The sequence below is a fragment of the Paenarthrobacter sp. PH39-S1 genome (assembly GCF_030063245.1).
In the GTDB taxonomy this organism is placed as follows: Bacteria; Actinomycetota; Actinomycetes; order Actinomycetales; family Micrococcaceae; genus Arthrobacter_M.
Window position 1 is genome coordinate 135,142 of the sequence record NZ_JASISR010000001.1, and the last position, 23,800, is coordinate 158,941.

The 23,800-nt window shown below is 64.5% G+C and carries 16 protein-coding genes; 3 read left to right on the plus strand and 13 right to left on the minus strand.

Going from position 1 to position 23,800, the window contains the following annotated elements; translation table 11 throughout:
* The first annotated feature begins 22 nt into the window (after positions 1 to 22).
* Complete coding sequence (locus QMG52_RS00625) at positions 23 to 457, plus strand: nucleoside deaminase (RefSeq protein ID WP_283558500.1); 435 nt, start codon at positions 23 to 25, stop codon at positions 455 to 457.
* Positions 458 to 473: 16 nt separating this feature from the next.
* On the opposite strand, the gene QMG52_RS00630 is transcribed toward QMG52_RS00625, so the two are convergent.
* The 8 genes from QMG52_RS00630 to QMG52_RS00665 all read right to left on the minus strand — a co-directional run bounded on the left by QMG52_RS00630 (position 474) and on the right by QMG52_RS00665 (position 12,226).
* Positions 474 to 1,448, minus strand: coding sequence for an ABC transporter substrate-binding protein (locus tag QMG52_RS00630; RefSeq protein WP_283558501.1), 975 nt, complete (start codon positions 1,446 to 1,448; stop codon positions 474 to 476).
* A gap of 101 nt (positions 1,449 to 1,549) precedes the next feature.
* Positions 1,550 to 3,574 (minus strand): ABC transporter permease, encoded by a 2,025-nt coding sequence (locus tag QMG52_RS00635; RefSeq protein ID WP_283558502.1) that lies wholly within the window; start codon positions 3,572 to 3,574, stop codon positions 1,550 to 1,552.
* Positions 3,574 to 4,764, minus strand: a complete 1,191-nt coding sequence (locus QMG52_RS00640) for a quaternary amine ABC transporter ATP-binding protein (protein ID WP_283558503.1) — start codon at positions 4,762 to 4,764, stop codon at positions 3,574 to 3,576. Before QMG52_RS00640 ends, QMG52_RS00635 begins: the two co-directional genes overlap by 1 nt.
* Positions 4,761 to 6,290 carry an aldehyde dehydrogenase family protein gene (locus tag QMG52_RS00645; RefSeq protein WP_283558504.1) on the minus strand — a complete coding sequence of 510 codons (1,530 nt, stop codon included), beginning with the start codon at positions 6,288 to 6,290 and terminating at the stop codon, positions 4,761 to 4,763. Before QMG52_RS00645 ends, QMG52_RS00640 begins: the two co-directional genes overlap by 4 nt.
* Positions 6,287 to 8,104 carry a choline dehydrogenase gene (gene betA, locus QMG52_RS00650; RefSeq protein WP_283558505.1) on the minus strand — a complete coding sequence of 606 codons (1,818 nt, stop codon included), beginning with the start codon at positions 8,102 to 8,104 and terminating at the stop codon, positions 6,287 to 6,289. Before betA ends, QMG52_RS00645 begins: the two co-directional genes overlap by 4 nt.
* A gap of 119 nt (positions 8,105 to 8,223) precedes the next feature.
* The gene (locus tag QMG52_RS00655; RefSeq protein ID WP_283558506.1) at positions 8,224 to 10,740 is read right to left on the minus strand and encodes a GcvT family protein; all 2,517 of its coding nucleotides are present in this window, start codon (positions 10,738 to 10,740) and stop codon (positions 8,224 to 8,226) included.
* Between the two features lie 100 nt (positions 10,741 to 10,840).
* On the minus strand, positions 10,841 to 11,779 hold the full coding sequence (purU, locus tag QMG52_RS00660; protein WP_283558615.1) for a formyltetrahydrofolate deformylase: 939 nt from the start codon (positions 11,777 to 11,779) through the stop codon (positions 10,841 to 10,843).
* Between the two features lie 96 nt (positions 11,780 to 11,875).
* The gene (locus QMG52_RS00665; RefSeq protein WP_283558507.1) at positions 11,876 to 12,226 is read right to left on the minus strand and encodes a bifunctional 3-phenylpropionate/cinnamic acid dioxygenase ferredoxin subunit; all 351 of its coding nucleotides are present in this window, start codon (positions 12,224 to 12,226) and stop codon (positions 11,876 to 11,878) included.
* A gap of 302 nt (positions 12,227 to 12,528) precedes the next feature.
* Here QMG52_RS00665 and QMG52_RS00670 point away from each other — a divergent pair, with 302 nt between their 5' ends.
* Together QMG52_RS00670 and QMG52_RS00675 are read left to right on the plus strand one after the other, a co-directional pair.
* On the plus strand, positions 12,529 to 13,794 hold the full coding sequence (locus QMG52_RS00670) for an NAD(P)/FAD-dependent oxidoreductase (protein ID WP_283558508.1): 1,266 nt from the start codon (positions 12,529 to 12,531) through the stop codon (positions 13,792 to 13,794).
* A gap of 67 nt (positions 13,795 to 13,861) precedes the next feature.
* On the plus strand, positions 13,862 to 15,004 hold the full coding sequence (locus QMG52_RS00675; protein WP_283558509.1) for an aromatic ring-hydroxylating oxygenase subunit alpha: 1,143 nt from the start codon (positions 13,862 to 13,864) through the stop codon (positions 15,002 to 15,004).
* On the opposite strand, the gene QMG52_RS00680 is transcribed toward QMG52_RS00675, so the two are convergent.
* From QMG52_RS00680 to QMG52_RS00700, 5 genes are all read right to left on the minus strand, one after another.
* Complete coding sequence (locus tag QMG52_RS00680) at positions 14,973 to 15,794, minus strand: IclR family transcriptional regulator (RefSeq protein ID WP_283558510.1); 822 nt, start codon at positions 15,792 to 15,794, stop codon at positions 14,973 to 14,975. The genes QMG52_RS00675 and QMG52_RS00680 overlap by 32 nt on opposite strands.
* A 154-nt stretch (positions 15,795 to 15,948) precedes the next feature.
* The gene (locus QMG52_RS00685; protein ID WP_283558511.1) at positions 15,949 to 17,292 is read right to left on the minus strand and encodes an MFS transporter; all 1,344 of its coding nucleotides are present in this window, start codon (positions 17,290 to 17,292) and stop codon (positions 15,949 to 15,951) included.
* Positions 17,293 to 17,463: 171 nt separating this feature from the next.
* A complete protein-coding gene (locus QMG52_RS00690; RefSeq protein ID WP_283558512.1) occupies positions 17,464 to 18,174 on the minus strand; it encodes an isochorismatase family protein in 711 nt (236 codons plus the stop codon).
* Between the two features lie 225 nt (positions 18,175 to 18,399).
* Entirely contained in the window at positions 18,400 to 19,782 is a 1,383-nt protein-coding gene (locus tag QMG52_RS00695) for an MFS transporter (protein WP_283558513.1), read from the minus strand.
* Between the two features lie 137 nt (positions 19,783 to 19,919).
* The gene (locus QMG52_RS00700; RefSeq protein WP_283558514.1) at positions 19,920 to 23,792 is read right to left on the minus strand and encodes a hydantoinase B/oxoprolinase family protein; all 3,873 of its coding nucleotides are present in this window, start codon (positions 23,790 to 23,792) and stop codon (positions 19,920 to 19,922) included.
* Positions 23,793 to 23,800 lie beyond the last annotated feature (8 nt).

Here is a 23,800-nt window from a genome sequence, read left to right on the forward strand (position 1 = left end):
TGCCATGAACAAGGAGAAGCTGATGACCGATCCCGCATTTGAGGCAGCCGTGGCGGCTGCCCTGAAAAGCCTGCGCGAAGGTGGCATTCCGATCGGGGCGGCATTGGCCCGCGACGGGCAAGTCGTCGCATCCGGTCACAATGAGCGGGTGCAGCGCGGCGACCCGATCGCGCATGGGGAAATGTCAGCCCTGCGGGCCGCGGGGCGGCAGAAAACGTACCGTGATACGGTTCTGTACTCCACTCTCGCACCGTGCGCCATGTGCACCGGCACCGTGCTGCAGTTCAAGATTCCACGCGTGGTCGTGGGGGAGGCCCGGACGTTTCCTGGGGAGTTCGAGCTGCTGCGGTCCCGCGGGGTGGAAGTTGTGGTCCTGGACGATGAGCGCTGCATCGACATGATGCGCAGCTTCCAACGCGACCATCCGGAGCTTTGGGCCGAGGATATCGGCGAGTAGGCCCGGCGGTGCCTGGTCATTTCAACCAGCCGTCCACGACGCTGCCGTGCGCATCAACCCATTTCTTGGCTGCGGCGTCGGGTTTCATGCCGCCTTGAATATCCTTGGCCACGGAGTTCTGGTCCTCGTTGGTCCAGGTGAAGGCCGTGGCCAGTTTCGCCGCCGGCGAGCCGCTGTCGGCGAGCTTCTTGGAGATGATCTTGTTCAGCTTGTACTGCGGGTAGTCGCACGCGACCTTTTCCGGGTCGGCGTCGCAACCTGGAGTCCAGGCCGGGAGTTCGACCTTGACCAATGGAACTTCCGAAAGGAACCACTGGGGGTCGTAGAAATAGCCCAGCAGCGGCGTCTTGTTCGCTTCCGCCGTCCGGAACGACTGGATGAGCGCAGCTTCGGAGCCGGAGAAGACCACCCTGTAGTTCAGGTCGAGGTTCTTCACCAGCGCTTCGTCGTTGGTCACGAAGGCCGGGTCGCCGTCAAGCACCTGCCCCTTGCCCCCGGACTCGGACGTTTTGAACAGGTCCGCGTACTTGTTCAGGTTTTTGCCGTCCGTGATATCGGGATACTTTGCCGCCATCCACGGCGGTACGTACCAGCCGATGTGGCCCACGTTGCCGGTGGGACCGGCGTCGACGGCGACCTTCTGATCGGTGATGTACTGTTTCGCCAGATCGTCATGGCCCCAGTTTTCGATGATGACGTCCACCTGGCCGGAGGCGAATCCCTGCCAGGAGATCTGCTCGTTCAGGTTCTTTTCCACCACCGTGCAGCCGAGCTTGTTGGTGGCCACGTAGTTGTACACCGCCGCATCGGCGGTGTAGCCGACCCAGGCGTTCAAGGCGACGTTGACGGTCCCGCAGTCGGTTTTGGCCACGGCGCCGGGCGCCGCCTGGTTCACGGCTGCGGCTCCGCAGCCGGTGAGCAGCATGAGCGCTCCGACGGTCGCGGCGGCGGCGGGGAAACTGCGTTTGAGGAGCCCTGCGGTTCTGGACATTATTCTCTCTCTTTACGGTGGGGGCGGTACTGCCGGAATGCCATCGGTGGAACTGGGGTCGGAATGCCGGGGTCGGCATGCCGGGGGTCGGAATGCTGGGGTCAGGTCCTTCGGGCACCCGGCTTCCTGCCGGGGGTCGAGGCGGCGGCTTGGGTGATGCGGTCCAGCAGGATACCGAGGAAGACGATGGCCAGGCCCGCCGCCAGGCCCTTCCCGAAGACCGAGCTCTGGACGAAGCCCGCGACCACGTCATAGCCCAGACCGCCGGCGCCGACCAGGGCGCCAATGACCACCATCGCCAGGACATACATCAGACCCTGGTTGGCGGCCAGCGCAAGCGTTTTCCGAGCCATCGGGAGCTGGACCTTGCTGATGACCTGCCACGGGGTGGAGCCGCTGGAAACGGCCGCCTCCACCACCGTGGGCGAAATGGCGGCGATGCCGTCGGCGGTGATCTTGATGGCCACCGGAGCGGCGTAAATGATGGCGGCCACGATGGCGGTGATGCGGGTGGCCCCGAACAATCCGAGGAAGGGAACCAGATAAACAAATGCCGGCATGGTCTGGCCGGCGTCGAGCATCGGCCGCATGGCCGCATCTATCCGGCGAGACCGTCCCATCGCCACGCCGAAGACCACGCCCAGCAGCATCACAATCACGGTCGCCAGCAGGGTGCTGGCGAGCGTGACCATGGCATCGCTCCATAGGCCCAGGGAGACGATCACGGCCAGGCAAAAGGTGGTCACCGCTGCCAGCTTCCAGCCGCCAATGGCGTAGGCGGCAATGGCAATCACGACCACCAGGAGATAAAACGGCGTCTCGGTCAACAGCGATTGGAACGGGTTCAGGATGCCAACCGTCACCGACTCGCGAAAGGAGTGGGTCAGGAAGTACAGATTTGTCTGCAGCCAGCCGCTGGCGGCGGTGACGCCGTCGCTGATGGCCGCCCCCACGTTCAGGCGCGCAGGGAAGACGGCTGCCCACAGTACGGTGCGGGAAACCTGCACGATCCCGAGGGTCAGCAGCAGCGTGCCTGCGAGGACGATGTACCGGGCCCGCCCGGAGAGCCTTCTGGCCCGTCGGGCACTTGGCTCGGCCCGTTGGCTGGCCGCCGTGGTGACGCGGTCCAGTACGATGGCCATCAGGACGATGGCGAGCCCGGCGTTGACGGCAGTGCCCACGTCCAGGGACTGCAGGGCGACGACGACGACCTGACCCAGTCCCGGGGCGGCGATCAGGGCCGCGATGGTCACCATGGACAATGCGGCCATCGTGCTTTGGTTGATGCCCATCACAATAGTCCGGCGTGCCATCGGCAGCTGCACGGTGTGCAGCCGCTGCCAGCCGGTGGTGCCCAGCGAATCGGAGGCCTCCTTGGTGTTCTCGGGGATGCTGCGGATGCCGTGGGACGAAAGCCGGATGACCGGCGGAGCAGCATAGATCACGGTGGCGATGACCGCGGACGCGGGGCCGATCAGAAAGATCAGCGCCAGCGGGGCCAGGTACACAAACGTGGGCATCGTCTGCATGAAGTCCAGCACCGGCGTGAGGACCTTCTGCACCCGGTTGCTGGTCCCGGCCAGCACACCCAATGGAATGCCGACGATCAGTGTCAACAGCACGGCCGTGAGCACCAGGGCAAAGGTATAGGCCGCATCGACGAACAGTCCCTGGATTCCGAAGAACGTGAAGACGACGGCGGTCAGCAGCGCAACCCTGACGTTGCCGACGGCGAACGCGATCCAGGTCAGCACGGCGACGGTGCCCAGCCAACCCAGGACGGGGATGACTTCGCCGGTGGGGCTGGCCGCAAAGAGGGCCATGAAGAAGCCGGCGACCAGCCCGACGGCGCTGCGCAGGGGCGTGAGGATGTACATGAAGACGGGATTGCCGTCGCGGTTCTCCGCGATCCAGCCGTTGAACCGGTTAAGGCTCCGGTGCAGGTCCGTCAGCTCCGAGGCCGGCAGAGCCAGTGTGCCGGTTCCCCGCAGCAACAGGAAGCCGAGCAGCCAGAGGACAGCGGCCGCCAGCAGCAGCCAGGTCCGGCGGCTGACCCGGCGGGCGCCCAGCGAGCCGCGGTCGGGCCGGGTGGCTGCGGCCGGGCGGTCCCGCAGTAGCGTAGCCATCAGACGACTGCTTCTTTGCTGGCTGCTTTTTTACCGGGTACTTCCTTATTGGGGACAGCCTCATTGTCGCGGCTGCCCGGGGCGGGGAAGGCAGCGCCGTGGTTGCCGGAAGTAGGGTTGCCGGAAGTAGGGTTGCCGGAAGCCCGGCCGTCGGACGTATGGCTGCCGGAGCCGTGGATAACCGACAGGATGGAGTCGCGGTCTATCTGGCCCAGGATAGTTCCGTCGCCGTTGGACACCAGCACCGGAGAGATCGTGCTCATCACCACGGGAATGGCATCCCTGATCAACGTCCCCGCGGCCAGTACGGGACCATCATGGGCCGTGCTGGCCGCTACGGTTTTGGTGATCCATTTGAGCGTCAGGACGTCGGCCCGCGGTACCTCGGAGACGAAGTCAGCGATGTAGCTGTCTGCCGGGGAACCCACCAGTTCGTCACCGGAGCCCACCTGGACCATCTCGCCGTCGCGCATTATCAGGATCCGGTCACCGAGCTTGAGCGCCTCGGACAGGTCGTGGGTGACGAAGACCATGGTCTTTCCCATCTCCTTGTGCAACCGGATCACCTCGGCCTGCATATCGCGGCGGATCAGCGGATCCAAGGCGGAAAACGGTTCGTCAAAGAGGATGGTGTCCGGGTCTCCGGCCAAGGCCCGTCCCAGTCCGACGCGCTGCTGCATACCGCCGGAGAGCTGGTCGGGATAGTGCTGCTCGTAGCCGGTGAGCCCCACGAGGTCAATGATCTCCTGGGACTTGCTGTACCGCTCGTTTTTGGCCGTACCCCGGATCTGCAGGCCATAGGAGACGTTGTCCAGGACCGTGCGGTGCGGGAGCAGGCCGAAATGCTGGAACACCATGGAGATCTTGCGCCGGCGCAGCTCGCGCAGCTCCGAGGTGCCGGCCTGAAGCACATCCCTCCCGTCCACCAGTACCTGCCCCGATGTTGGTTCGATCAACCGGGTGAGGCAGCGGATCAGCGTTGACTTCCCCGACCCGGAAAGCCCCATCACCACGAACACCTCGCCCTTGGCGACGTCGAAATTCATGTTCCGCACGGCCGTCACGCAGCCGGTGTTTTCGAGCAGCTCGGCGGAGCTTTGTCCGGACAGCCCGGCATCACCGGGAACCTTTTCACCTCCGGAACCGAAGACTTTCCAGAGATTGCGGACCGAAATAACGGGGCTGTTCATCGCTGTTCTCCTGCCGTCGATGGGTCGAACCAATTGCCGGGACCCGGGTCGATGTTTTGCCAGATGTGCTTTGTTTCGCGGTACTCCGCGAGGCCGGCCACGCCCAGTTCCCGTCCGTTCCCCGATTGGCCGAAACCGCCCCACTCCGCCTGCGGAACGTAGGGGTGATAATCGTTGATCCACACCGTCCCGTGCCGCAGGGCGTCTGCCACCCGTTGGCCGCGGGCACCATCCCGCGTCCAGACCGCGCCCGCGAGCCCGTAGATGGTGTCATTGGCCAGGCGGATGGCCTGCTGTTCGGTGCTGAAGGTCTCCACCGTCAGTACCGGGCCAAAGGACTCATCCTGCACCACGCGCATGGTGCTGTGGCAGCCATCGAGAATGGTCGGCGGGTAGTAGCTTCCGCCGATCAGGCCCGGGTCGTCCGGAATGAATCCGCCGCAGAGCAGCCGGGCGCCTTCGGCCAGGCCGTCCTGAACATAGGAGTGCACCTTGGCCCGATGCGCGGTGGAGATCAGCGGACCGGTCTGGGCGTTGTCATCAAACGGCCCACCGAGCCGGATCAGCCGTGCCCGCCGGGTAACCTCGGCTACAAAATCGGCGTGGATCGACTCTTCGATGATGAGCCGCGCACCCGCGGAGCAGACCTGGCCCGAATGCAGGAAAACGGCCGTCAGCGCGTAGTCGACGGCGGCCTCCAGATCGGCGTCGGCGAACACGACGTTCGGGTTCTTGCCGCCGAGCTCGAGCGCCACGCGCTTCACCGTGGCGGCCGCGGCCGCCATCAGGAGTTTGCCCGTTGCCAGGCCGCCGGTGAATGAGATCATGTCCACCCGAGGATCGGTGCCCAGTACGGCGCCGACCACCGGTCCGGAGCCGGTCACCAGATTGGCCACACCGGCAGGAACTCCTGCCTCAGCAAGTGTCTCCATCAGCAGGATAGCGGTCGACGGCGTCAGCTCACTGGGTTTGAGCACGAACGTGTTCCCTGCCAGCAGGGCCGGTGCCACCTTCCAGGAGGTCTGGAGCAGCGGGTAGTTCCAGGGCGTGATCAGGCCGCAGACGCCGATGGGCGCATGGACAATCCTGCTGATGGCCCCAGGCTGGCCCGTGTCGATCACGCGGCCGGCGTCCGTGCCGGCGATGCCACCGTAGTACCGGAAGCAGGAAATGACATCGTCGATGTCGAATTCGGCTTCGGCATACCGCTTTCCGGTATCCAAGGCCTCCGCCCTGGCATAGGCAGACTTGTCGCGCTCGAGCAGATCCGCAGTACGCGCCAGGATCCGTCCGCGTTCCTTTTCGGGTGTCGCCGGCCAGCCGCCGTCGTCAAAGCTGTGCCGTGCACTGGCGATGGCTGCTTCGGCGTCGGCCGTGCTGCCCTCGGCCACGGTGGCGACTGGGGTGCCATCCGCGGGGCAGCTGATGAGCCGAACTCCGCCGCCAACGGATGGCAGCCACGCTCCGCCGGCATAGACGCCGCGGGCCAGCTGGACCCCGAGGTCCACGGACTGCGCCGCACTCATGATTTCGTCCCGCCGAGGGTGGCAGCCGTTTCCGCCGGTGCCGATTCCGCCGATGCTGTTTCCGCCGATGCTGTTTCCGCCGGTGCGGGTCCGGGCCCGGGGTGGCGGTAGAAATCTGCGGCCTGGGCCGGCAGCGGAGTCTTCTCAAGGATCAGGTCGGCCGCCTTCTCGGCGAGCATCATGACGGGTGCATAGATATTGCCGTTGGTCACATATGGCATCGCGGACGCATCGACCACCCGCAGGCCACCGGTGCCGTGCACCCGCATGGTCAGCGGATCCACGACCGCCATCGGGTCGGATGCCGGTCCCATTTTGGCGGTGCAGGAGGGATGCAGGGCGGTCTCGGCGTCCCGCGCCACCCACTGAAGGATCTCGTCGTCGGTCTGCACCTTAGGTCCGGGGGAGAGCTCGCCGCCGTCAAACGCTCCCATTGCGGCCTGGCCCAGAATGTCCCGCGAAATGCGCACGGCCTCAACCCATTCGCGCCTGTCCTGGGCGGTGGAGAGGTAGTTGAACTTCAATGACGGGTGGCGGCACGGATCCGTGGATTGGATTTTCACGCTGCCGCGGGAATCGGAATACATCGGTCCGATGTGCACCTGGTAGCCGTGTTTGGCAGCGGCTTTCTGCCCGTCGTAGCGCACCGCGACGGGTAGGAAGTGGAACATCAGGTTCGGGTACGCGACGTCCTCATTGGAGCGGACAAAACCGCCGCCCTCAAAGTGGTTGGTCGCGGCCGGTCCGGTTCGGCCCAGCAGCCACTGCAGACCAATGAACGGGTAGCGCCACAGGCTCAGACTCGGCTGCTGGGACACGGGCTGGGTGCAGGCATGCTGGATGTAGACCTCTAAATGGTCCTGCAGGTTTTCGCCCACGCCGGGCAGGTCCGCCACGGACGCGATGCCCAGGCGCCGTAGGTGCGCAGCATCGCCCACGCCGGAAAGCTGCAGCAGCGCCGGCGTGTTGATGGCACCGCCGCACAGGATGATTTCCGCGCCGTGCACGGTGTGCCGCCGCCCGTTCCTGCGGTAGCTGACCGACGTGGCAACCGTGCCGGTGAAGTTGATTTTTGTGACGAAGGCGCGGGTGAGCACGCTGAGGTTGTCTCGGGTGCGGTTCGGGCGAAGATAGGCCCGCGATGCGGAGAGCCGCTGTCCTTTGTGCACATTGCGGTCAAAGGGGCCGAACCCTTCCTGCCGGTACCCATTAACATCATTGGTCCGGGGGTAGCCGGCCTGCCGGGCTGCTTGGAAGAAGGCTTGGAACAGCGGGTTCCGGGCCGGCCCGCGTTCGAGCACCAGTGGCCCGTCGTGTCCGCGCAGCTCGTCGTCCCCGGCCGCAGCCAGGGCGTTCTCCATCTTCTTGAAATAGGGCAGACAGTGCGCGTAATTCCAGCTTTCCATCCCGGGATCCGCAGCCCAGCGCTCGTAGTCCAAAGGATTGCCGCGCTGGAAGATCATGCCGTTAATCGAGCTTGACCCGCCCAGCACCTTCCCCCGCGCATGGGCGACCCTCCGGCCGGCCATGCGCGGTTCCGGGTCCGATTGGTAGCGCCAGTCATAGAACCGGTTTCCGCTGGGGAAGGTAAGCGCCGCCGGCATTTGGATGAACAGGTCCCAGGGGTAGTCACTGCGGCCGGCCTCAAGGACCAGGACCGTACGGGTGCCATCGGCGCTGAGCCGGTCGGCCAGCACCGAACCGGCGCTGCCGCCGCCGACAATCACATAGTCATAGCTCACACCGTCATGCTTCACAGCTTCGTCCTTAACCACACCGTTGTCCTCAACACTGTCGTAGCTCTTGTCCGTCATGATGCGGGTCTCCTCGTACGGGATGGAAATAATCGGGCCGGATGTGGTGAAGTGTGGAACCGGTTGCTCGGTTGCTCGGTTGCTCGGTTGCTCGGTTGCTCGGTTGCTCGGTTGCCGTGTCAGCCGCGGAGGCGTTCCATGCCCGGGTCCACCAATGGTTCGGCGGTGACCGTGGCCCGGATCCGGCGGCCAAAGTATTCGATCTCGACCGCGTCCCCGGCAGCGGTCGCAGCGGGCAGCCACGCATAGGCAATCGGTTTGCCGATGGAGTAGCCGTAGGCGGCACTGGTGACATACCCGACGGGTTCGCCGTGGACATACACCGGTTCCTTGCCCAGCACGATCGACGTGCCGTCGTCGACGGTCAGGCAGCGCAGCTCCTGGGCTGCGGATTTTTTGCGGCGGCGCGCCAGCGCCGCCGCGCCGACAAAATCGATGGCCTTGCCGCCGTCGTCCTCTCCGGTTTTGGCTTTGCTGACGGAGAAGCCAAGACCGGACTGGTACGGATCGTGCTCGGGAGTGACGTCGGTGCCCCAGAGCCGGTAGCCCTTTTCCAGCCGCAGGCTGTTGAAGGCTCCGCGGCCGGCCGCGATGATGCCATGCTCCTGCCCCGCCTCGAAGAGCACGTCCCAGAGCCGGAGCCCGTTTTCCGCCGTCGTGTACAGCTCCCAGCCCAGCTCGCCAACGTAGGAGAGCCGCATCGCGGTCACCGGGACGCCGCCGATGCGCACGTCTTTGGTGCGGAAGTAACGCAGCGCGTCGTTGCTGAAGTCGTCCGTGCTGACCTTCGCCATCACCGCCCGCGCCAGCGGCCCCCACAGCCCGATACAGCAGGTGGAGCCGGTGCTGTCCCGGACCTGCACCCACTGGGTAACGTCGGCGGCGGTCTGTTTGCGGGCCTCGGTGCTGAAATAGTCGAGGTCGATGTTGCCGTTTACGCCGACTTGGAAGGTGTGTTCATCCAGCCGGGCGATCGTGATGTCGCTGCGGATGCCGCCGTCGCCGGCCAGCAGCAGGCAGTAGGTCACAGCTCCCGGTTTCTTGGCGATCTGGCCGGTGCTCAGCCGCTGCAGCAGCGCCAGCGCCCCGGGCCCCGAAATGACCAGGCGTTTAAGCGGGGTCATATCGTAAAGGGCGACGGCGGTGCGCGTCTTCCACGCTTCGGCGGCGGAAATGGGGGAGGAGAATTGGGCGGCCCATGGCTCGCGCTCGGGCGGCTGCCATTCGACCGGCAGCTCGGCGAGCAGACCGCGGTTGGCCTCGAACCAGTGCGGACGCTCCCAGCCGGCGGATTCCAGGCAGAAGGCCCCGAGTTCCTTCTGCCGGACGTTAAACGGGCTCACCCTCAATTCCCGGGGGGAGACCCGGGGCTGCAACGGGTGCAGGATGTCGTAGATCTCCACGAAGTTCTGCTGCGAGGTTTCACTGACGTAGCTTGTCGCCGTCTGCACCTCCTCGAAGCGCGAGACCTCGCATTCGTGCAGCGGGGTACGGGATTGGCCTTCGACCAGCAGTTCCGCCACGGCCCGTGCCACACCTGCCGAATGGGTGACCCAGACGGCCTCGGCCAGGTAGAAGCCCTCCACCTGCGCGCAGGCTCCCACCAGCGGGCCGCCGTCGGGAGTGAACGAGAAGATGCCGTTGAAGCCGTCGGCGATCGCCGCCCCCTGCAGGGCCGGCAGCAGCGCCCGGCTGTCCTCCCAGGAGGGCAGGAAATCCTCTTCGGTGAAGTCCAGCCGCGAGGGCATGAGGCGTTCATTCATCTCGGCCGGGGCGACGCGCGGGAGCTGGTCCAGATCCGCTGGCATGGGACGGTGGGCGTAGGAACCGATGCCGATCCGGTCGCCGTGTTCGCGGTAATAGAGGTCCTTGTCCTGATACCGCAGGATCGGCAGCTGTGCGCCGTCGGGCAGCTCGTTCCTGCCCGCCAGCGCCGGCAGCGACGTCGTCCTCACGTATTGGTGGGCCAGCGGCAGCAGCGGCACGGCCATGCCGACCATGGCCCCGATCTTCGGTCCCCAAAAGCCGGCGCAGGACACCACGATGTCGGCGGGAATCACCGCATCCGGGGTGCGGACGCCGGTGACCTTGCCGCCGCGTTGCTCAATGGCAAGGACGGGCGTTGAACCGACGAAGGTGACCCCGGCGGCGGCGGCCCGCTCGATCAGCAGGCGGACGGCCCGCGCCGCGGAGGCCAGCCCGTCGGTGGGCACATAGAGCCCGCCCAGGACCTGGTCCCGGCCAAGGAGCGGATAGTGTTTTTCGCATTCGTCAGCATCGATGACCCGCGCCTCGATGCCCCAGGAGGTCGCATAGCCAAGTTTGCGGTGCAGCTCGGCCAGCCTGGCCTCGGTGGTCGCCAGCTCAAGACCGCCCACCTGGTTGAAGCAGCTCATACCGTCAGCGCGCAGCGAGAGCAGCTTCTCCACCGTGTAGCCGGCAAACGCGCTCATGGTCTTGGACGCAGTTGTCTGGAAGACCAGTCCCGGTGCATGCGAGCTGGAGCCGCCCGCAAGGTGCAGGGGACCCTGTTCGACGACGGTCGTATTGGTCCAGCCGCGGCTGGCCAGCTCATCGGCCAGGTTCGCTCCGACAATGCCGGCGCCGATAATCACGACGCGGGGTGATGTGGTCATTGAATAATCTCCAAGGGGCTTAGGCTGCGCAAGGGCAGGAGTGGTTGCGGGGCAAGCGGGGCGGCGCGGGAGGGGTTGAGGGGCGGCCGGCTCTGACCGGCTAGCGGAAGACGACGGTGCGGGTTTTGTTGAGCAGCACGCGGTGCGAGGTGTGCCATTCCACCGCGCGGGAAAGTGCCAGGGCTTCGGCGTCGCGGCCGACGGCAACCATCGATTCCGGATCCAGGCAGTGGTCCACCCGGATGACTTCCTGCTCGATGATCGGGCCCTCGTCAAGGTCCGCGGTGACATAGTGCGCGGTTGCGCCTACCAGCTTCACCCCGCGTTCGTAGGCCTGATGGTACGGTTTGGCCCCCTTGAATCCCGGCAGGAATGAGTGGTGGATGTTGATCGCCCGGCCCGCCAGCTCCCCGCAGAGCCGGTCCGAGAGGACCTGCATGTAACGCGCCAGAACCACCAGATCGATCCGGTAATCCGCAATGACTTCCAGCAGCCGGTGCTCTGCGGCGGACTTCGTCTGTGCCGTCACGGGAATATGGATGAAGGGCAGGCCTGCGGCCTCGGCCATCGGGCGGAGATCCTCATGGTTGGAAACGACCGCCACAATGTCCGCACTCAGGCAGCCGGAGCGCCAGCGGTAGATAAGGTCATTGAGGCAGTGCCCGAATTTGGAGACCATGACCAGCAGCCGCTCCCTGCGCCCGTCGCTGATCTGGTACGTCATGGAGAACTTTTCCGCGGTCGGTGCGAACCGTTGGGTGAGATCTGACGTGGTCAGGGCCGACGCCGTCATCCCCAAGGCGGTCATCCCCGGGTCGGCCTTGTCCCCCTGCAGCGCCTCATAACGGAAGGCTGTGCGCAAGAACAGGGTGCCGGAGACATGGTCATCCAGCTGCTGGTGTTCAACGATGTCGAAACCACCCTCGGCCAGGAAACTCGTCACGGCATGCACGATGCCCGGCCGCTCCGGGCAGCTCAGGGTCAGGACGTGGATCGGGGAGCCAACGGCTGCCCCGGACTCTGCCGGTGCTTCCTGCATCAGGACCTGCGCTCTAGTCATGATCAACTCCCAAAATACGTTCTCGACATACGTTCCGGACGGGCAAAGCGTTGCTGGCGGGCGGGGGCGGGGGCATCAGCCGTGACCGTGGAGGCTCAATCCCGGCGGCAGGTTTGGCACCTCACCGGACTCTGCGACCATGATGTTCCCGTCAATCACCGACACGGTATGAACACGGACAGGCAACTTGGCCGGAGGAGCGTCTGCGGTACCGGTACGCAGATTGAAGCGGGACGCGTGCAGCGGACACTCGACCTCGCAGCCTTCCACCCAGCCGTCGGCCAAGGAAGCATCCTGATGCGTGCACGTGTCATCGATGGCAAAAAGTTCTCCATCCTCCGTGTGGAAGACGGCAATGGGCGGGGTCGTCTCCAGCCGCACGGCATCGCCGGGGGCAAGAGCGCTGAGTGGACATGCTGCATGCATGGGCGAGCCTCTGTTTCCTATGGAATTCTTTGAGCTATCCGTGCAAACCGCACCCTGCAGGTCATCTCGCCAGGGTCGATCGTTTCGCACTCTGCAACTTAACTCGCATTACGGAACATCGTGATTCATCTCACACCGCTTGTCAAGGGGGTCGGGACATTCGGATGGACCCCTTGACAACGCATAGTCCAACGCCCATTCTGTTTCACATGACGATGTTGGTTGCGCAGGACGCAATATCGGACGTCTCCAAACATTTTTTTCCCTGAGCCACGTTTTTCTTCCCTAAGGAGGGACGGCACATGACCACTATCGCTGTTGTGGGAGCCTCGCTGGCGGGCATCTCCGCTGCACGGGCCCTCAGCGCGCAGGGATACCGCGGCCGCCTCGTGATCATCGGGGACGAAGGCCGGCGGCCCTATGACCGGCCGCCGCTGTCCAAGAACTTTCTCGCCGGACGGATCACTGCCGCGGACCTGGCGCTGGAATCGGACGATGAGCAGCTGGAAGCCGAATGGCTGCTTGGTGTCGCGGCAACCGGGCTGGACACGCGGCGACGCGTAATCTCCTGCAGTGACGGCCGCACAGTCGCCTATGACTCGGCCATTATTGCCACCGGCTCACGGGCACGGGTGCTGCCGGCTGCCGCGGGATTCGAGAACGTCCACACCCTGCGGACCCTTGAGGATGCGCAGCGTCTGAAGGAGCAGCTTGTCCCGGGCCGCCGCCTCGTGGTGGTCGGTGCCGGCTTCGTCGGAGCCGAGGTCGCTGCGACGGCCAGAGGCATCGGGATGGACGTCACCTTGATCGGGTCCGGGGCGTTCCCGCTCAGCGGTCCGCTCGGCATGCAAATGGGCGCCCTGATCGGCCGGCTGCACGAGGACAACGGTGTCAAACTGATCAGCAGCGCCCGGGTTGCGTCCTTTGTTTGTGAAGACGCGACGGCCGGGAACGGCAGGACGGCCAGCGCCGTCCGGCTGGCCGACGGACGCACGGTGCCGGCCGACGTCGTCGTGCTCGGCTTGGGCTCGGTGCCGAATACCGATTGGCTCACAGGTTCCGGGTTGGATCTAACTGACGGGATCCGGTGCGATGCGGCCGGCCGGACCGGTGTCCGCGGCGTCTTTGCCGTGGGCGACTGCGCCGCCTGGTTTGACGACCGATCGGGAGCTTACGAGCGGGACGAACATTGGACCGGAGCCATGGAGCGGGCCGGCCGCGCCGTGGCTGCACTGCTGGCGGATGCCGCCGCGGCTCATGATGCACCGACCGGTACTGGGCCTGGCGCGCTGGATCTGCCGTACTTCTGGTCCGACCAATACGGTGCGAGGCTCCAGTTCGCCGGCAGCGCGAGCGACGCCGACAGCGTGGAAATTGAAGCCGGTGACCCCGCCGAACATAGTTTCCTGGCTGTCTATTACCGTGCCGGGGAAGCGGTCGCCATTTTGGGCGTGAATCAGCCCCGACTATTCACCAGATGGCGTAAGGCCCTCACCGGTGCTACCCCGAATAAACGCGTGCCGCCCGGTAGGGAAACCGGAGCGACGTCGCTGAGCCCGGTCTGCTAGCCGTCCGCCACTGCTGTTGCCCTCCCGCCACCGCTTTTGTCCACCACCGCTGTTGAGGAGTAAAAGAATGACCTCCGAAGTAATTTCTCCGTCCCTGATCCCCACACTGCCGGGACACACCTACGTGGACGAGGACATCTTCCGCGCGGAGCAGGAACAGATCTTTGAGAAGATGTGGTTTTGCGCCGTGCTGTCCGCTGACCTGGCCAAACCGGGATCCTACAAGACGGTGCAGGTCGGCCGCGAAAGCGTGCTCATCAACCGCACCCGCAAGGGCGAGGTGCGTGCATTTTTCAACATCTGCCGGCACCGCGGCGTGAAGCTGTGCATGGAGGAAGCAGGTGTTGCAGGCCGGTCCTTCCAATGCCCGTACCACGCCTGGACGTACGACTTCGAGGGCAAACTCATTGCCGCGCCGAACCTGACAAAGATGCCGGACATTGACCGCCAGGAGTACGGGCTGGCGAAGGTCGCGGTGCGGGAATTCATGGGCTATGTCTGGGTCTGCCTGGCGGACGAACCGCCGTCCTTCGAGCATGACGTCATGGGCGCCATCGAGGAACGCCTCGGTGATTTGAAAGCGATCGAGGGGTACGACATTGCCCATCTGAGCCTGGGCCGGCGAATCCGTTATGACGTAAAGGCCAACTGGAAGCTCATCATAGAGAACTTCATGGAGTGCTACCACTGTGCCACCATCCACCCCGAGCTGACCGAAGTCCTGCCCGAGTTTGCCGACGGACTCGCGGCGCAGTACTTCGTGGGGCACGGCGCGGAGTTCGGTGAAGACATCAAGGGCTTTACCGTGGACGGTTCCGAAGGCCTGGAGCGGATTACCGGGATCGACGACGACCAGGACCGCCGCTATTACGCCATCACGATCAAGCCTACGGTTTTTGTTAACCTGGTGCCGGATCATGTCATCATCCACCGAATGTTCCCGTTGGCTGCCGATCACACAATTGTCGAGTGTGACTGGCTGTACCTGCCCAGCGTGGTGGAAAGCGGCCAAGACCTCACCGCTTCCGTCGAGCTGTTCGACCGCGTCAACCGGCAGGATTTTGACGCCTGCGAGCGCTGCCAGCCGTCCATGGGATCGCGCATCTATGCCAAGGGCGGTGTTCTGGTGCCGAGCGAACATCACATCGCTGCTTTCCACGACTGGGTCACCAGCAGGATCAGCGGCGAGGATGTCCCATCTTCTCGCTGATCAACTGTCCGGTCTCCTTGAGCTCAGCAAGGAGACCGGGGGCTTTTTTGGGGTCAAACCGGAACGCAGGTCCGGAGATGCTCACGGCGGCGATGGCGATGCCGCGGTGGTCCCGCACCGGCACGGCGACGGCGTTCAGTCCGATCTCCAGCTCGGAATAAGAGGTCGCGTACCCGTCCGCAGCAGCCGCTATGAGCTGCTTTTCCAAGGCCGGACGGGACGTGACGGTACTGGCCGTCAGGGCAGGGAGCCCGGTTTCCTTCAGGATGCGTCCACGTTCGGCGGTGTCCAGGCAGGCCAGCAGCATCTTGCCGCTGGAGGTCGCGTGCACCGGCGTCAGGCTGCCCACCCAGTCGGACGTGGCCAGCGTCGACGGGCCCATGGCCTGATCGACATTGACGGCAAAATTCGAGCGCAGGACGGCCAGATTAACGGTTTCCTGGAATTTTTCGGCCAGCGCGCGCAGGAAGGGGCGGGCCTCGGCGCCTACGTTCAGCCGCCCGGGGATGGAACTGGCCAGGCGCAGGATGCCGAAGCCCAGCTGGTATTTGCCGCGTTCGTGGTCCTGCTGGGCCATGTCCCGCGCGTCCAGGGCGCTCAGGAGACGGGAGGCCGTCGATTTGTGGACCCCCATTTCTTCCGCGATTTCACTGACGCCGGCGCCGCCGGTGCGTGCCAGGATTTCCAGTACGGTGATGGCCCGGTCCACTGACTGCACCCCGCCCGGGGAGGAACCATCCAAATCGGTCACGGCTTCGGGTACTGCAGCGGGGGATCTGTCGACAACCATAGGATCATGCTCCCAGACTTGGCGCCGGGATGACACGCGTCGGTCAGCTGGAGCCTCGCATCCGCGGCGCTGATTTCCCTGGCCCAGCACCGGAAGACGCCCTGCGGGAGCGTCTTCCGGTGCCGTCGCGGCGGGATTTGTGGGGGTGTGGAATTCAGCGCGCCTTGTTGGATTCCCGACGCAGTTCAGTCGGCTGCTCCTGCAGTGTCCGCTTAGACGTTTCGGGAATCAGGAACGTGGCGATCAAAGCGCCGGCAGCGATGATGGTCAGATATACCGCCGGGGCGAGCCTGTTGCCGGTGGTAGCGATCAGGAACGTCGCAACAAACGGAGCCGTGCCCCCGAAGACGGCGTAGCTGACGTTGTAGGTGATCGCCGAGGCAGTATAGCGAACAGCGGTGGGGAAGACTTCCGAGAGCAGGACCGCGGTGACAACGTTGGCGGTGACAGCTCCCACGGCGAGGAGGATCTGGCCAAGCAGGGCGTTGCCCACCCCGCCCTGGCTGGCCAGCAGATAGGCGGGGATGGCCAGTCCGCCCAACAGCACCGAGGACACCGTCATCATGGTTTTGCGGCCCACCCGGTCACAGACCCGGCCCAGCACCGGGGACAGGACGGCCGCGAAGGCCAGTGCCGCGACATTGGTCATCAGCACCTGGTCTGCCGGCAGTTTCACCACTTCGCGCAGGAAGGTGGTCATGTAGGTGGAGAAGGTATAGAAGGACAGCGCGGTGAGGCTGATGTAGCCGCCCAGAATCAGCATGGGACGCCACTGCTGGCGCAGGGTCTGTCCCAACGAGGCGTGGATGGCGTCGGTATCGTTGGCGATTTCCTGGAACATCGGGCTTTCCTGGAGTCGACGCCTGATGTAGAAGGCCACGAGTCCCATCGGGGCGGCCACGAGGAAGGGGATCCGCCAGCCCCAGCCATTCATGGCATTGGTGCTGAGATTGGCCGTGAGCAGGTAGCACAGCAGGGCCGCGACGGCGAAGGAGCCAAACGTTGCGGCGGGCATCCAGCTGCTGAATCGGGAGCGCTGGTTGGCCGGGGCATGCTCGATCACATAGGTGACGGCACCGGCGTATTCGCCGCCGGCGGAGAGACCCTGCAGGCTGCGTGCCAGCGTCAGCAACACGGCAGACCAGATGCCGATCGTTGCGTAGCTGGGCAGCAGTCCGATCACCATCGTGGCCCCGGACATAAGCAGCACCGTCAGGGCCAGGACGTGTTTGCGCCCGATCCGGTCGCCAAGCATGCCGAAGAATGCCCCTCCGACCGGGCGCAGGGCAAAGGCGACGGCGAAGACCGCGAATGTCTGCAGCAGGCCGACAATGTGGTCCCCAGACGGGAAGAAAACCTTGGCGATGATGGGTGCCAGAAAACCGTAGATGGCGAAATCAAACCATTCGACGACGGTACCGGCGGCTGCCGCAATAGTTACCTTGCGCAGGGTCGCCGGGCTGGACGGAGCTGGCGACGTGGGATGTTGAGATTGCATGGTTTTCTCCCATGGTGGAATGCCTGTTCCGGCGGTGGCATTCGATGCCACCGGGTGCCCGGGCAATGCGCTGCCCGTATACGGTTGGGCGGGGTTTAGCCGGTAATCGGATGCGGCCGCCGGAACTGGTGGTTCCGGCGGCCGCAGGGTGAGAGGTGCCGCTGCCTGGCGCTACGGGGTGGTGGTCTCGTCGAACTTCGGCAGGTTGTTCAGGTATGCAATGACATTGGAGAGCGGCTCGACGTCGCCGAACTTGGAGTCGATGTCGAACAGGTTCCAGGCCACGGTACCGGCGACGCGGTCGCCGACGGCTTCGCGGACGACGATCGGGCGGAACCCCTCGGCGATGGCATCCTCGACGGTGTGGCGAACACACCCGGCGGCGGTGACGCCGGTGACGATGATGGTGTCGATCCGGTTGGCGGTCAGGAATTGCTGCAGGTTGGTGCCGGGGAAGGCGCTGGCACGCTTCTTGGTGATGACCAGCTCGCCCGGTTCCGGGGCGATGCGGCTGTCAATCTTGACTGCCTCAGATCCTTCTTCCAGCAGCTCCAGCGGAATCTTGTTGACCCACAGGCCCATGTCGGAGGGCTTGGAGCGGTCCACGATGTCATAGGCGGTGGTGGTGTAGATGACCGGAATGCCCTTGGCGCGGGCGGCGTCGTTGAGGTCCTGGCAGGCCGGGATGATGGTGTCCATGTTCTCGCAGCTGAACGCATGGCCCTCGCGGGTCCAGGCGTTGGCCATGTCGATGTGCACGATGGCGGGACGATTACCGTACCCGACGCGACGCTTGAAGCCAAGCTCATGGTACTGCTCGGTGCCTGCGGCGAAGGCCTTCGCGAGCAGTTCGTTCAGCTGGGCGTTAAGGTCCTGGCTCATGGGGTGACTCCTTTGAATCGGATTTGTGTGACGGGGGACTAACCTGCAAAAGCAGAAGCTGAGAGTGATTTACATCTCTTGACTGTTGCTGTACTACAAATATAGTTGCTAAGCCAGCAACAGACAAGAGGTTTGCGGTTAAATGTTTTTGGGCCCGAGCTGCGGAAGGCTGCGGCCCGCATATCGCGGACCGCAGCCATCGTGGTCGGGTTGGCGTCGGTGGATCTAGTCGCTGCGCACCTGGCGCGGATCCACGTTGCGGGCCCCCAGCAGCAGTATGCCGGCGGCCAGAATGGGCAGGCACCCCCAGTAGAAGGCAGCCGCCGTCCACGACAGTCCGTTGGTCAGGGACACAGTAATGAGCAGACCGGCAAAGATGGCGCCGACCTGCCCGGCGGCGTTGATGATGGAGCCTCCGGTGGCGCGGGTATGCACCGGAAAGCTCTCGCCGTTGAAGAACAGCAGGGCCGAGAACGGGCCGATCAGGAAGAAAAGACCCGCGCTGTAGAGCGTGATGATCAACGCGAAACCCCCGTTGGGCGCCAGCAGCATCGCGCTGAAGGACACGGACGAGAGAATCCAGCCGATGGAAATGGCGTTGCGCCTACCCAGCCGGTCGCCCAGCCAGCCGTGGAAGAGATACCCGGCGAAGGCGGTTGCGTTGGAGATGATTAAAATCCCCAAGGCACTATCGAACGCTAGGTTCTTGCCGCTGGCCGCGGTCAGCACCGACGTTCCGAGGATCGCGAACGCCAGCACGCCAAACCAGCTAAGCATGAAGGCGAAGCCGATCACCAGTGTTGACCGCAGCGACTCACCTTTGAAGGCCGAGGCCAGCGGGCTGGCCTTGTCTGAAAGGTCCACGCCGACACTGTGGGCGAGCGCCAGTGCCTCCTCGGTCCGTCCTGCGGCCAACAATTTCTCTGCGCCAGCGCGGGCGGTGAACTGCGGGCTCTCCTTCAGCCACCTGCCGGCAATCACGATAAAGATGGCGGGCACCGCCGCGACAATGAAGCATAGCGCCCACCCGCCGATCGGAAACAGGACATAAATCGAGCCGGCCGCCAGCACGGAGCCAACAGGCCAGCCGGACTGCACGAGCGAGTAGATAAAGCCGCGCCGGCGCGCCTTGGCCGGATCGGAATACACATGAGCGAACATTTCGCTCAGATAGGCCGCATTGATGGCCTGCTCCGCGTAGCCCAAGCCGGCCACGGAACGGACCACAATGAGCAGCACAAGGCCGACGCCGGCCACCAGTCCGATGACCAGTCCCGCGACCGCCGTCAGAATGGACGCGACCGCGGCTCCGACCACTGCAATGAGGATGCCCTTTCGCCGACCGATCTTGTCCACGAGCGGACCGACGGCGAACGCCACGAGGGCAGTGCCGGCCGTCACCCAGGTGTTGATTTCCGTGGACTGGGAGGCAGCCCAGCCCAAATCGTGGGCAAGTTTGGGCAAGAGGTTGCCGAAGAGGACGAAGTCATAGACGGCGAAAGTCCAGGCAAAGAAGCAGATCCAGGTTGCGATGCGCACATCCCTGGTGGTGACGGGGGTTGGAGCGGATACTACCGAGTTGACGGTGGTTCCGATGGGTGTTTCCATTGACTTTCCTTATCTACTGGGGTCAGGTCCGAGGCGTGCGAAGCGGAACCTGACCGGTGGAGGGTAAAACGAAGGCGGCCGCGGGCCGGATGCTGCTGCATCCGCCCCACGGCCGCCGGGTTTCCGACCGATCCCGCTTAGACGATGACCGCTGCAGCGGTACGCAGCTCTGCCGTACGCAGCTCTGCGGTGCGCCGATCGTCAACCGTCATGGTCGTGACGTTGATGGCGACACCGTAGTCCCTTTCCGCGAGTTCCACTGTGGTGAACTCGTCCAGAACATCGGAGAGCACCTTCTGCGGATCGCGTCTGAGCGGATCGCCGTACCCGCCGGAGCTGGGGACGGTGATCTGCAGCGAGTCCCCGGCCTTGAGGTGGCGGGCCGTGACCTTGGACGGCCAGTTTTCCTCGCCGTCGCGGTTGACGTTCTTCACCAGTGAACCGTTGAGTCCCGGGTAACCGCCGAAGATGCCCCACGGTTCATCGGATTCGTGGCGCTCGCCCTCGCAAGTGACCACGGTGTCCGTCAGGAAGGTGTTTTCCCGCACGATTCCTATCCCGCCGCGGAATTCTCCCGGCGCGGCGGCCTCGCTGCGCAGCTCGTAGCGGTCGGTGCGCATCGGGAACCGCCATTCCAGTTCCTCGATCGGGTTGTTGCGCGTATTGGCGATCAGGTTGTCCACCGAGTCGAGCCCGTCGCTGTCCGGTCGTCCACCGTAGGAGCCCTCGTTGACCTCCAGGTAAACCCAGTACTCCTTGGCTGCTTCGCTCCAGCCCGAGTAGGAAAGGAAGTGGATGTGGGCGGAGTTACCCGCGGTGATCTTCTCCGGCAGGACCGGTGAAAGCGCCCGCAGCGCAAGATCCACGACGCGCTGGACCTGCGCGAAACGGGCAATGCAGGCTGCCGGATAGTTCGGGTTGAAGATCGTCCCCTTGGGCGCGATCACCTTGATGGGCTTGAGCATCCCCTCGTTCTGCGGAACGAAGACCGAGTGCGACACCTCATCCAGGAAAATCATCCGGGTGATGAACGCAAAGGCGGAAACCGTGGTGCCTTCGAACGGACAGTTATAGCCCGTCTCCACCTGCGGGCTCGAACCCGTCAGATCATAGGTGATCTGATCGCCCTCGATGATGACCTTGACCTGGATCGGCAGCTTCTTGCCGTAGTTCTTGCCGTCATCGTCCAGGTAGCCGACCTCGGTCTCGTAGACTCCGTCCGGCACCTTGGCGATCTCGGCCCGCAGCATCGCCTCGGAGTAGTTGATCCACTGCTCACCGGCCTGCTTGACCGCTTCCTTCCCATACCGGTTGGTGACATCCAGGAATCGGCTGGTGGCCAGCTCACAGGCGGCGATCATGGCTTCCAGATCACCGGCATTGTGGGTTGGCGTACGGGTGTTCGCAAGAATGTGCTTGAGCAGCGCTTCCTGACGGACGCCCTTTTCGGCGATTTTGACGGCCCGGAAAATCTGCCCCTCGGCCTTGTTGTCCACCAGGTCCACGGCCAGGCCCGGGTAGGCACCGCCGATGTCCAGCAGCTGGCCGGAGGCCCCGGCAAAACCAATCCGTTCGCCCTCAAAGAAGATCGGCATCACGATCGCCACATCGGGGGAGTGCGTGGCCCCCAGATATGGATCATTGTGCAGGATGATGTCACCTTCGTGGATGTCATCGCCCAGCACGCTCATCACGCCGCGGACAATTTTGGGCATCGCACCCATAAACATCGGTGTCGAGTCGGACTCGGCCAGCACATGGCCGTCGGCATCGAAGATGCCCGCACCAAGGTCCTCCGACTCGCGGATGATGGAGGAATAGGACATCCGGAACAGCACCGAAGCCATCTCCTTGGCCATCGAATTAAAGGCACCCCCGATGACGCGCATCAGAATCGGCGTGGCCAGTTCGCTGCCGGCGCCCTCCTGGTCTTTCTTCGGGCAGGCGATGACAATGTTGCCGTGGTTGTCGATGGTGGCGCTGAACGCCGGCGGCACCACGACCGTGGAGTCATATTGCTCGATCACACACGGGCCATCCAGGCGCTGGCCCGCGCCGAGCAGTTCCCGGTCGTAGAACGGCGTAGAAAAGAATCCGGGCTTCCCGGCGGCGTCAAAGACGACATCCTGGGTGTCCAGCAGCGCCCGGTCGAGCCCGCCGGAGGCCCGGCCCAGGATCGGGGCGGGCAGCTCGTCCATGATCCCGATGCCCTCAACACGGATGTTGACGATTTCCACCCGGCCGGTGGCGAAACGGTGTCCGTATTCGGTCTCGTGCGCCTGATGGAAGCGCTCCACCAGCTCCTCGAGCCAGGCCTCTGTGATGTCCCCCTCGGGGACTTCGAAGCGGACCTCGTAACCCTGGCCCTCATAGCGGCCGTCCGCCAGCCGGCGCAGCACCCGGCGGTCCGCCGGGGTCCCATCGGCGGTCAATTGCGTGACGGCGTCGAGGGACAGAGAAGCGTACCGGGATTCAAGTCCTGCCCTATCCACATCCGGCAGGGTGTACCGGGCGGTGGCAACGTATTCGTACTTCTGATCCGTGGCGACCAGGCCCGTGGCGGCGATAATGCCGGGATGCGCGGGGATCAGGACGGTGGGAATGTCCAGCTCGGCCGCGATTTCACAGGCGAACAGGGCTCCGGCCCCGCCACCGCCGACCAGGGTGAAGTCCCGGGGGTCGTAGCCCCGGCGGACGGAGTTGAGCTCAATGGCCTGGCTCATGCCGAATTTCTGGATCTGCAGGGCGCCCAGCGCCGCTTCCTCCACGGTCATGCCCAGCTGGCCCGCCACCGTGGACATCGCGGTCCGGGCCAGATCCACGTTCATCTGCATTTCGCCACCGGCAAGGTTGCGCTTGGCGCGCAGCCGGCCCAACACCACCTGCGCGTCGGTTGACGTGGGCTTCGTACCGCCATGGCCGTAGCAGGCCGGACCAGGCCGGGCGCCCGCGGAAGCGGGGCCGACCCGGAAGATGCCGCCGTCGTCGACGAAGGCAATCGAACCGCCGCCGGCGCCGATGGTGTCGATATCCACCATGGGGACCATCGCCTGATAATCACCGACCTTGGTGTCCAACAGATGACGCATCCGAAGTTCGCCGCCGGGTGCAACGCCGATGTCCGCCGAGGTGCCGCCGATATCCAGCGTCACGACATTGTCGAAGCCGGCCTGCTTGCCCGCCCAGATACCTCCAATAAGGCCGCCCACGGGACCGGACATCAGCAGGTTGACCGGACGCTCACCGGCAACGTCGATTGGGGTCATACCGCCGGAGGACTGCATCAGCAGTACGTCACGGGTGTAGCCCAGCTCCTTGACCTGGGCGGAAAGCCTGGCCAGGTAGCGGGAGACCTTCGGCCCCACGTAGGCGTTCAGCGCCGTGGTGGAGAACCGTTCAAATTCACGGTAAAGCGGGACAACCTCGCTGGAGATGGAGAGGAACGCCTCGGGAAATTCGTTCTGAATGATTTGTTTGATCCGCTGTTCATGCATCGGGTTCAGGTAAGAGTGCAGCAGACACACCGCGATCGACTCGACGCCGGCATCGCGCAGCTCGCGCACCCGGACGCGCACCTCGTCCTCGTCCAAGGGGACCAGGATCCCGCCATCTGGAACCGTGATCCGCTCCTTCACGGTGAGACGGTGGCGACGCTTCACCAGCGGAGAGCTCTGCCAGGGCAGTTCCTGCTGCAGGGAAAAGTTGAAGGGTTTCTTGTGCCGGGCGATGTGCAGGATGTCACGGAAACCCTCCGTGGTAATCATGCCCACCTCCGCGCCGGTGTGCGTCAGGGCAATATTCGTCGCCACCGTTGTGCCGTGGACCAACTCGTCCACCTGGGACAGTTCGATGCCGGCCTTGGCTGTCAGCAGGGTCAGGCCATGCAGGACGGCCCGCGACGGGTCGTCCGGCGTTGACGGGACCTTTTCAATGACCACCCGGCCTGTTTCGTCATCCGACAGATAGAAATCCGTGAATGTACCGCCAACGTCTACTCCGATGCGCTTCATATTGTTTC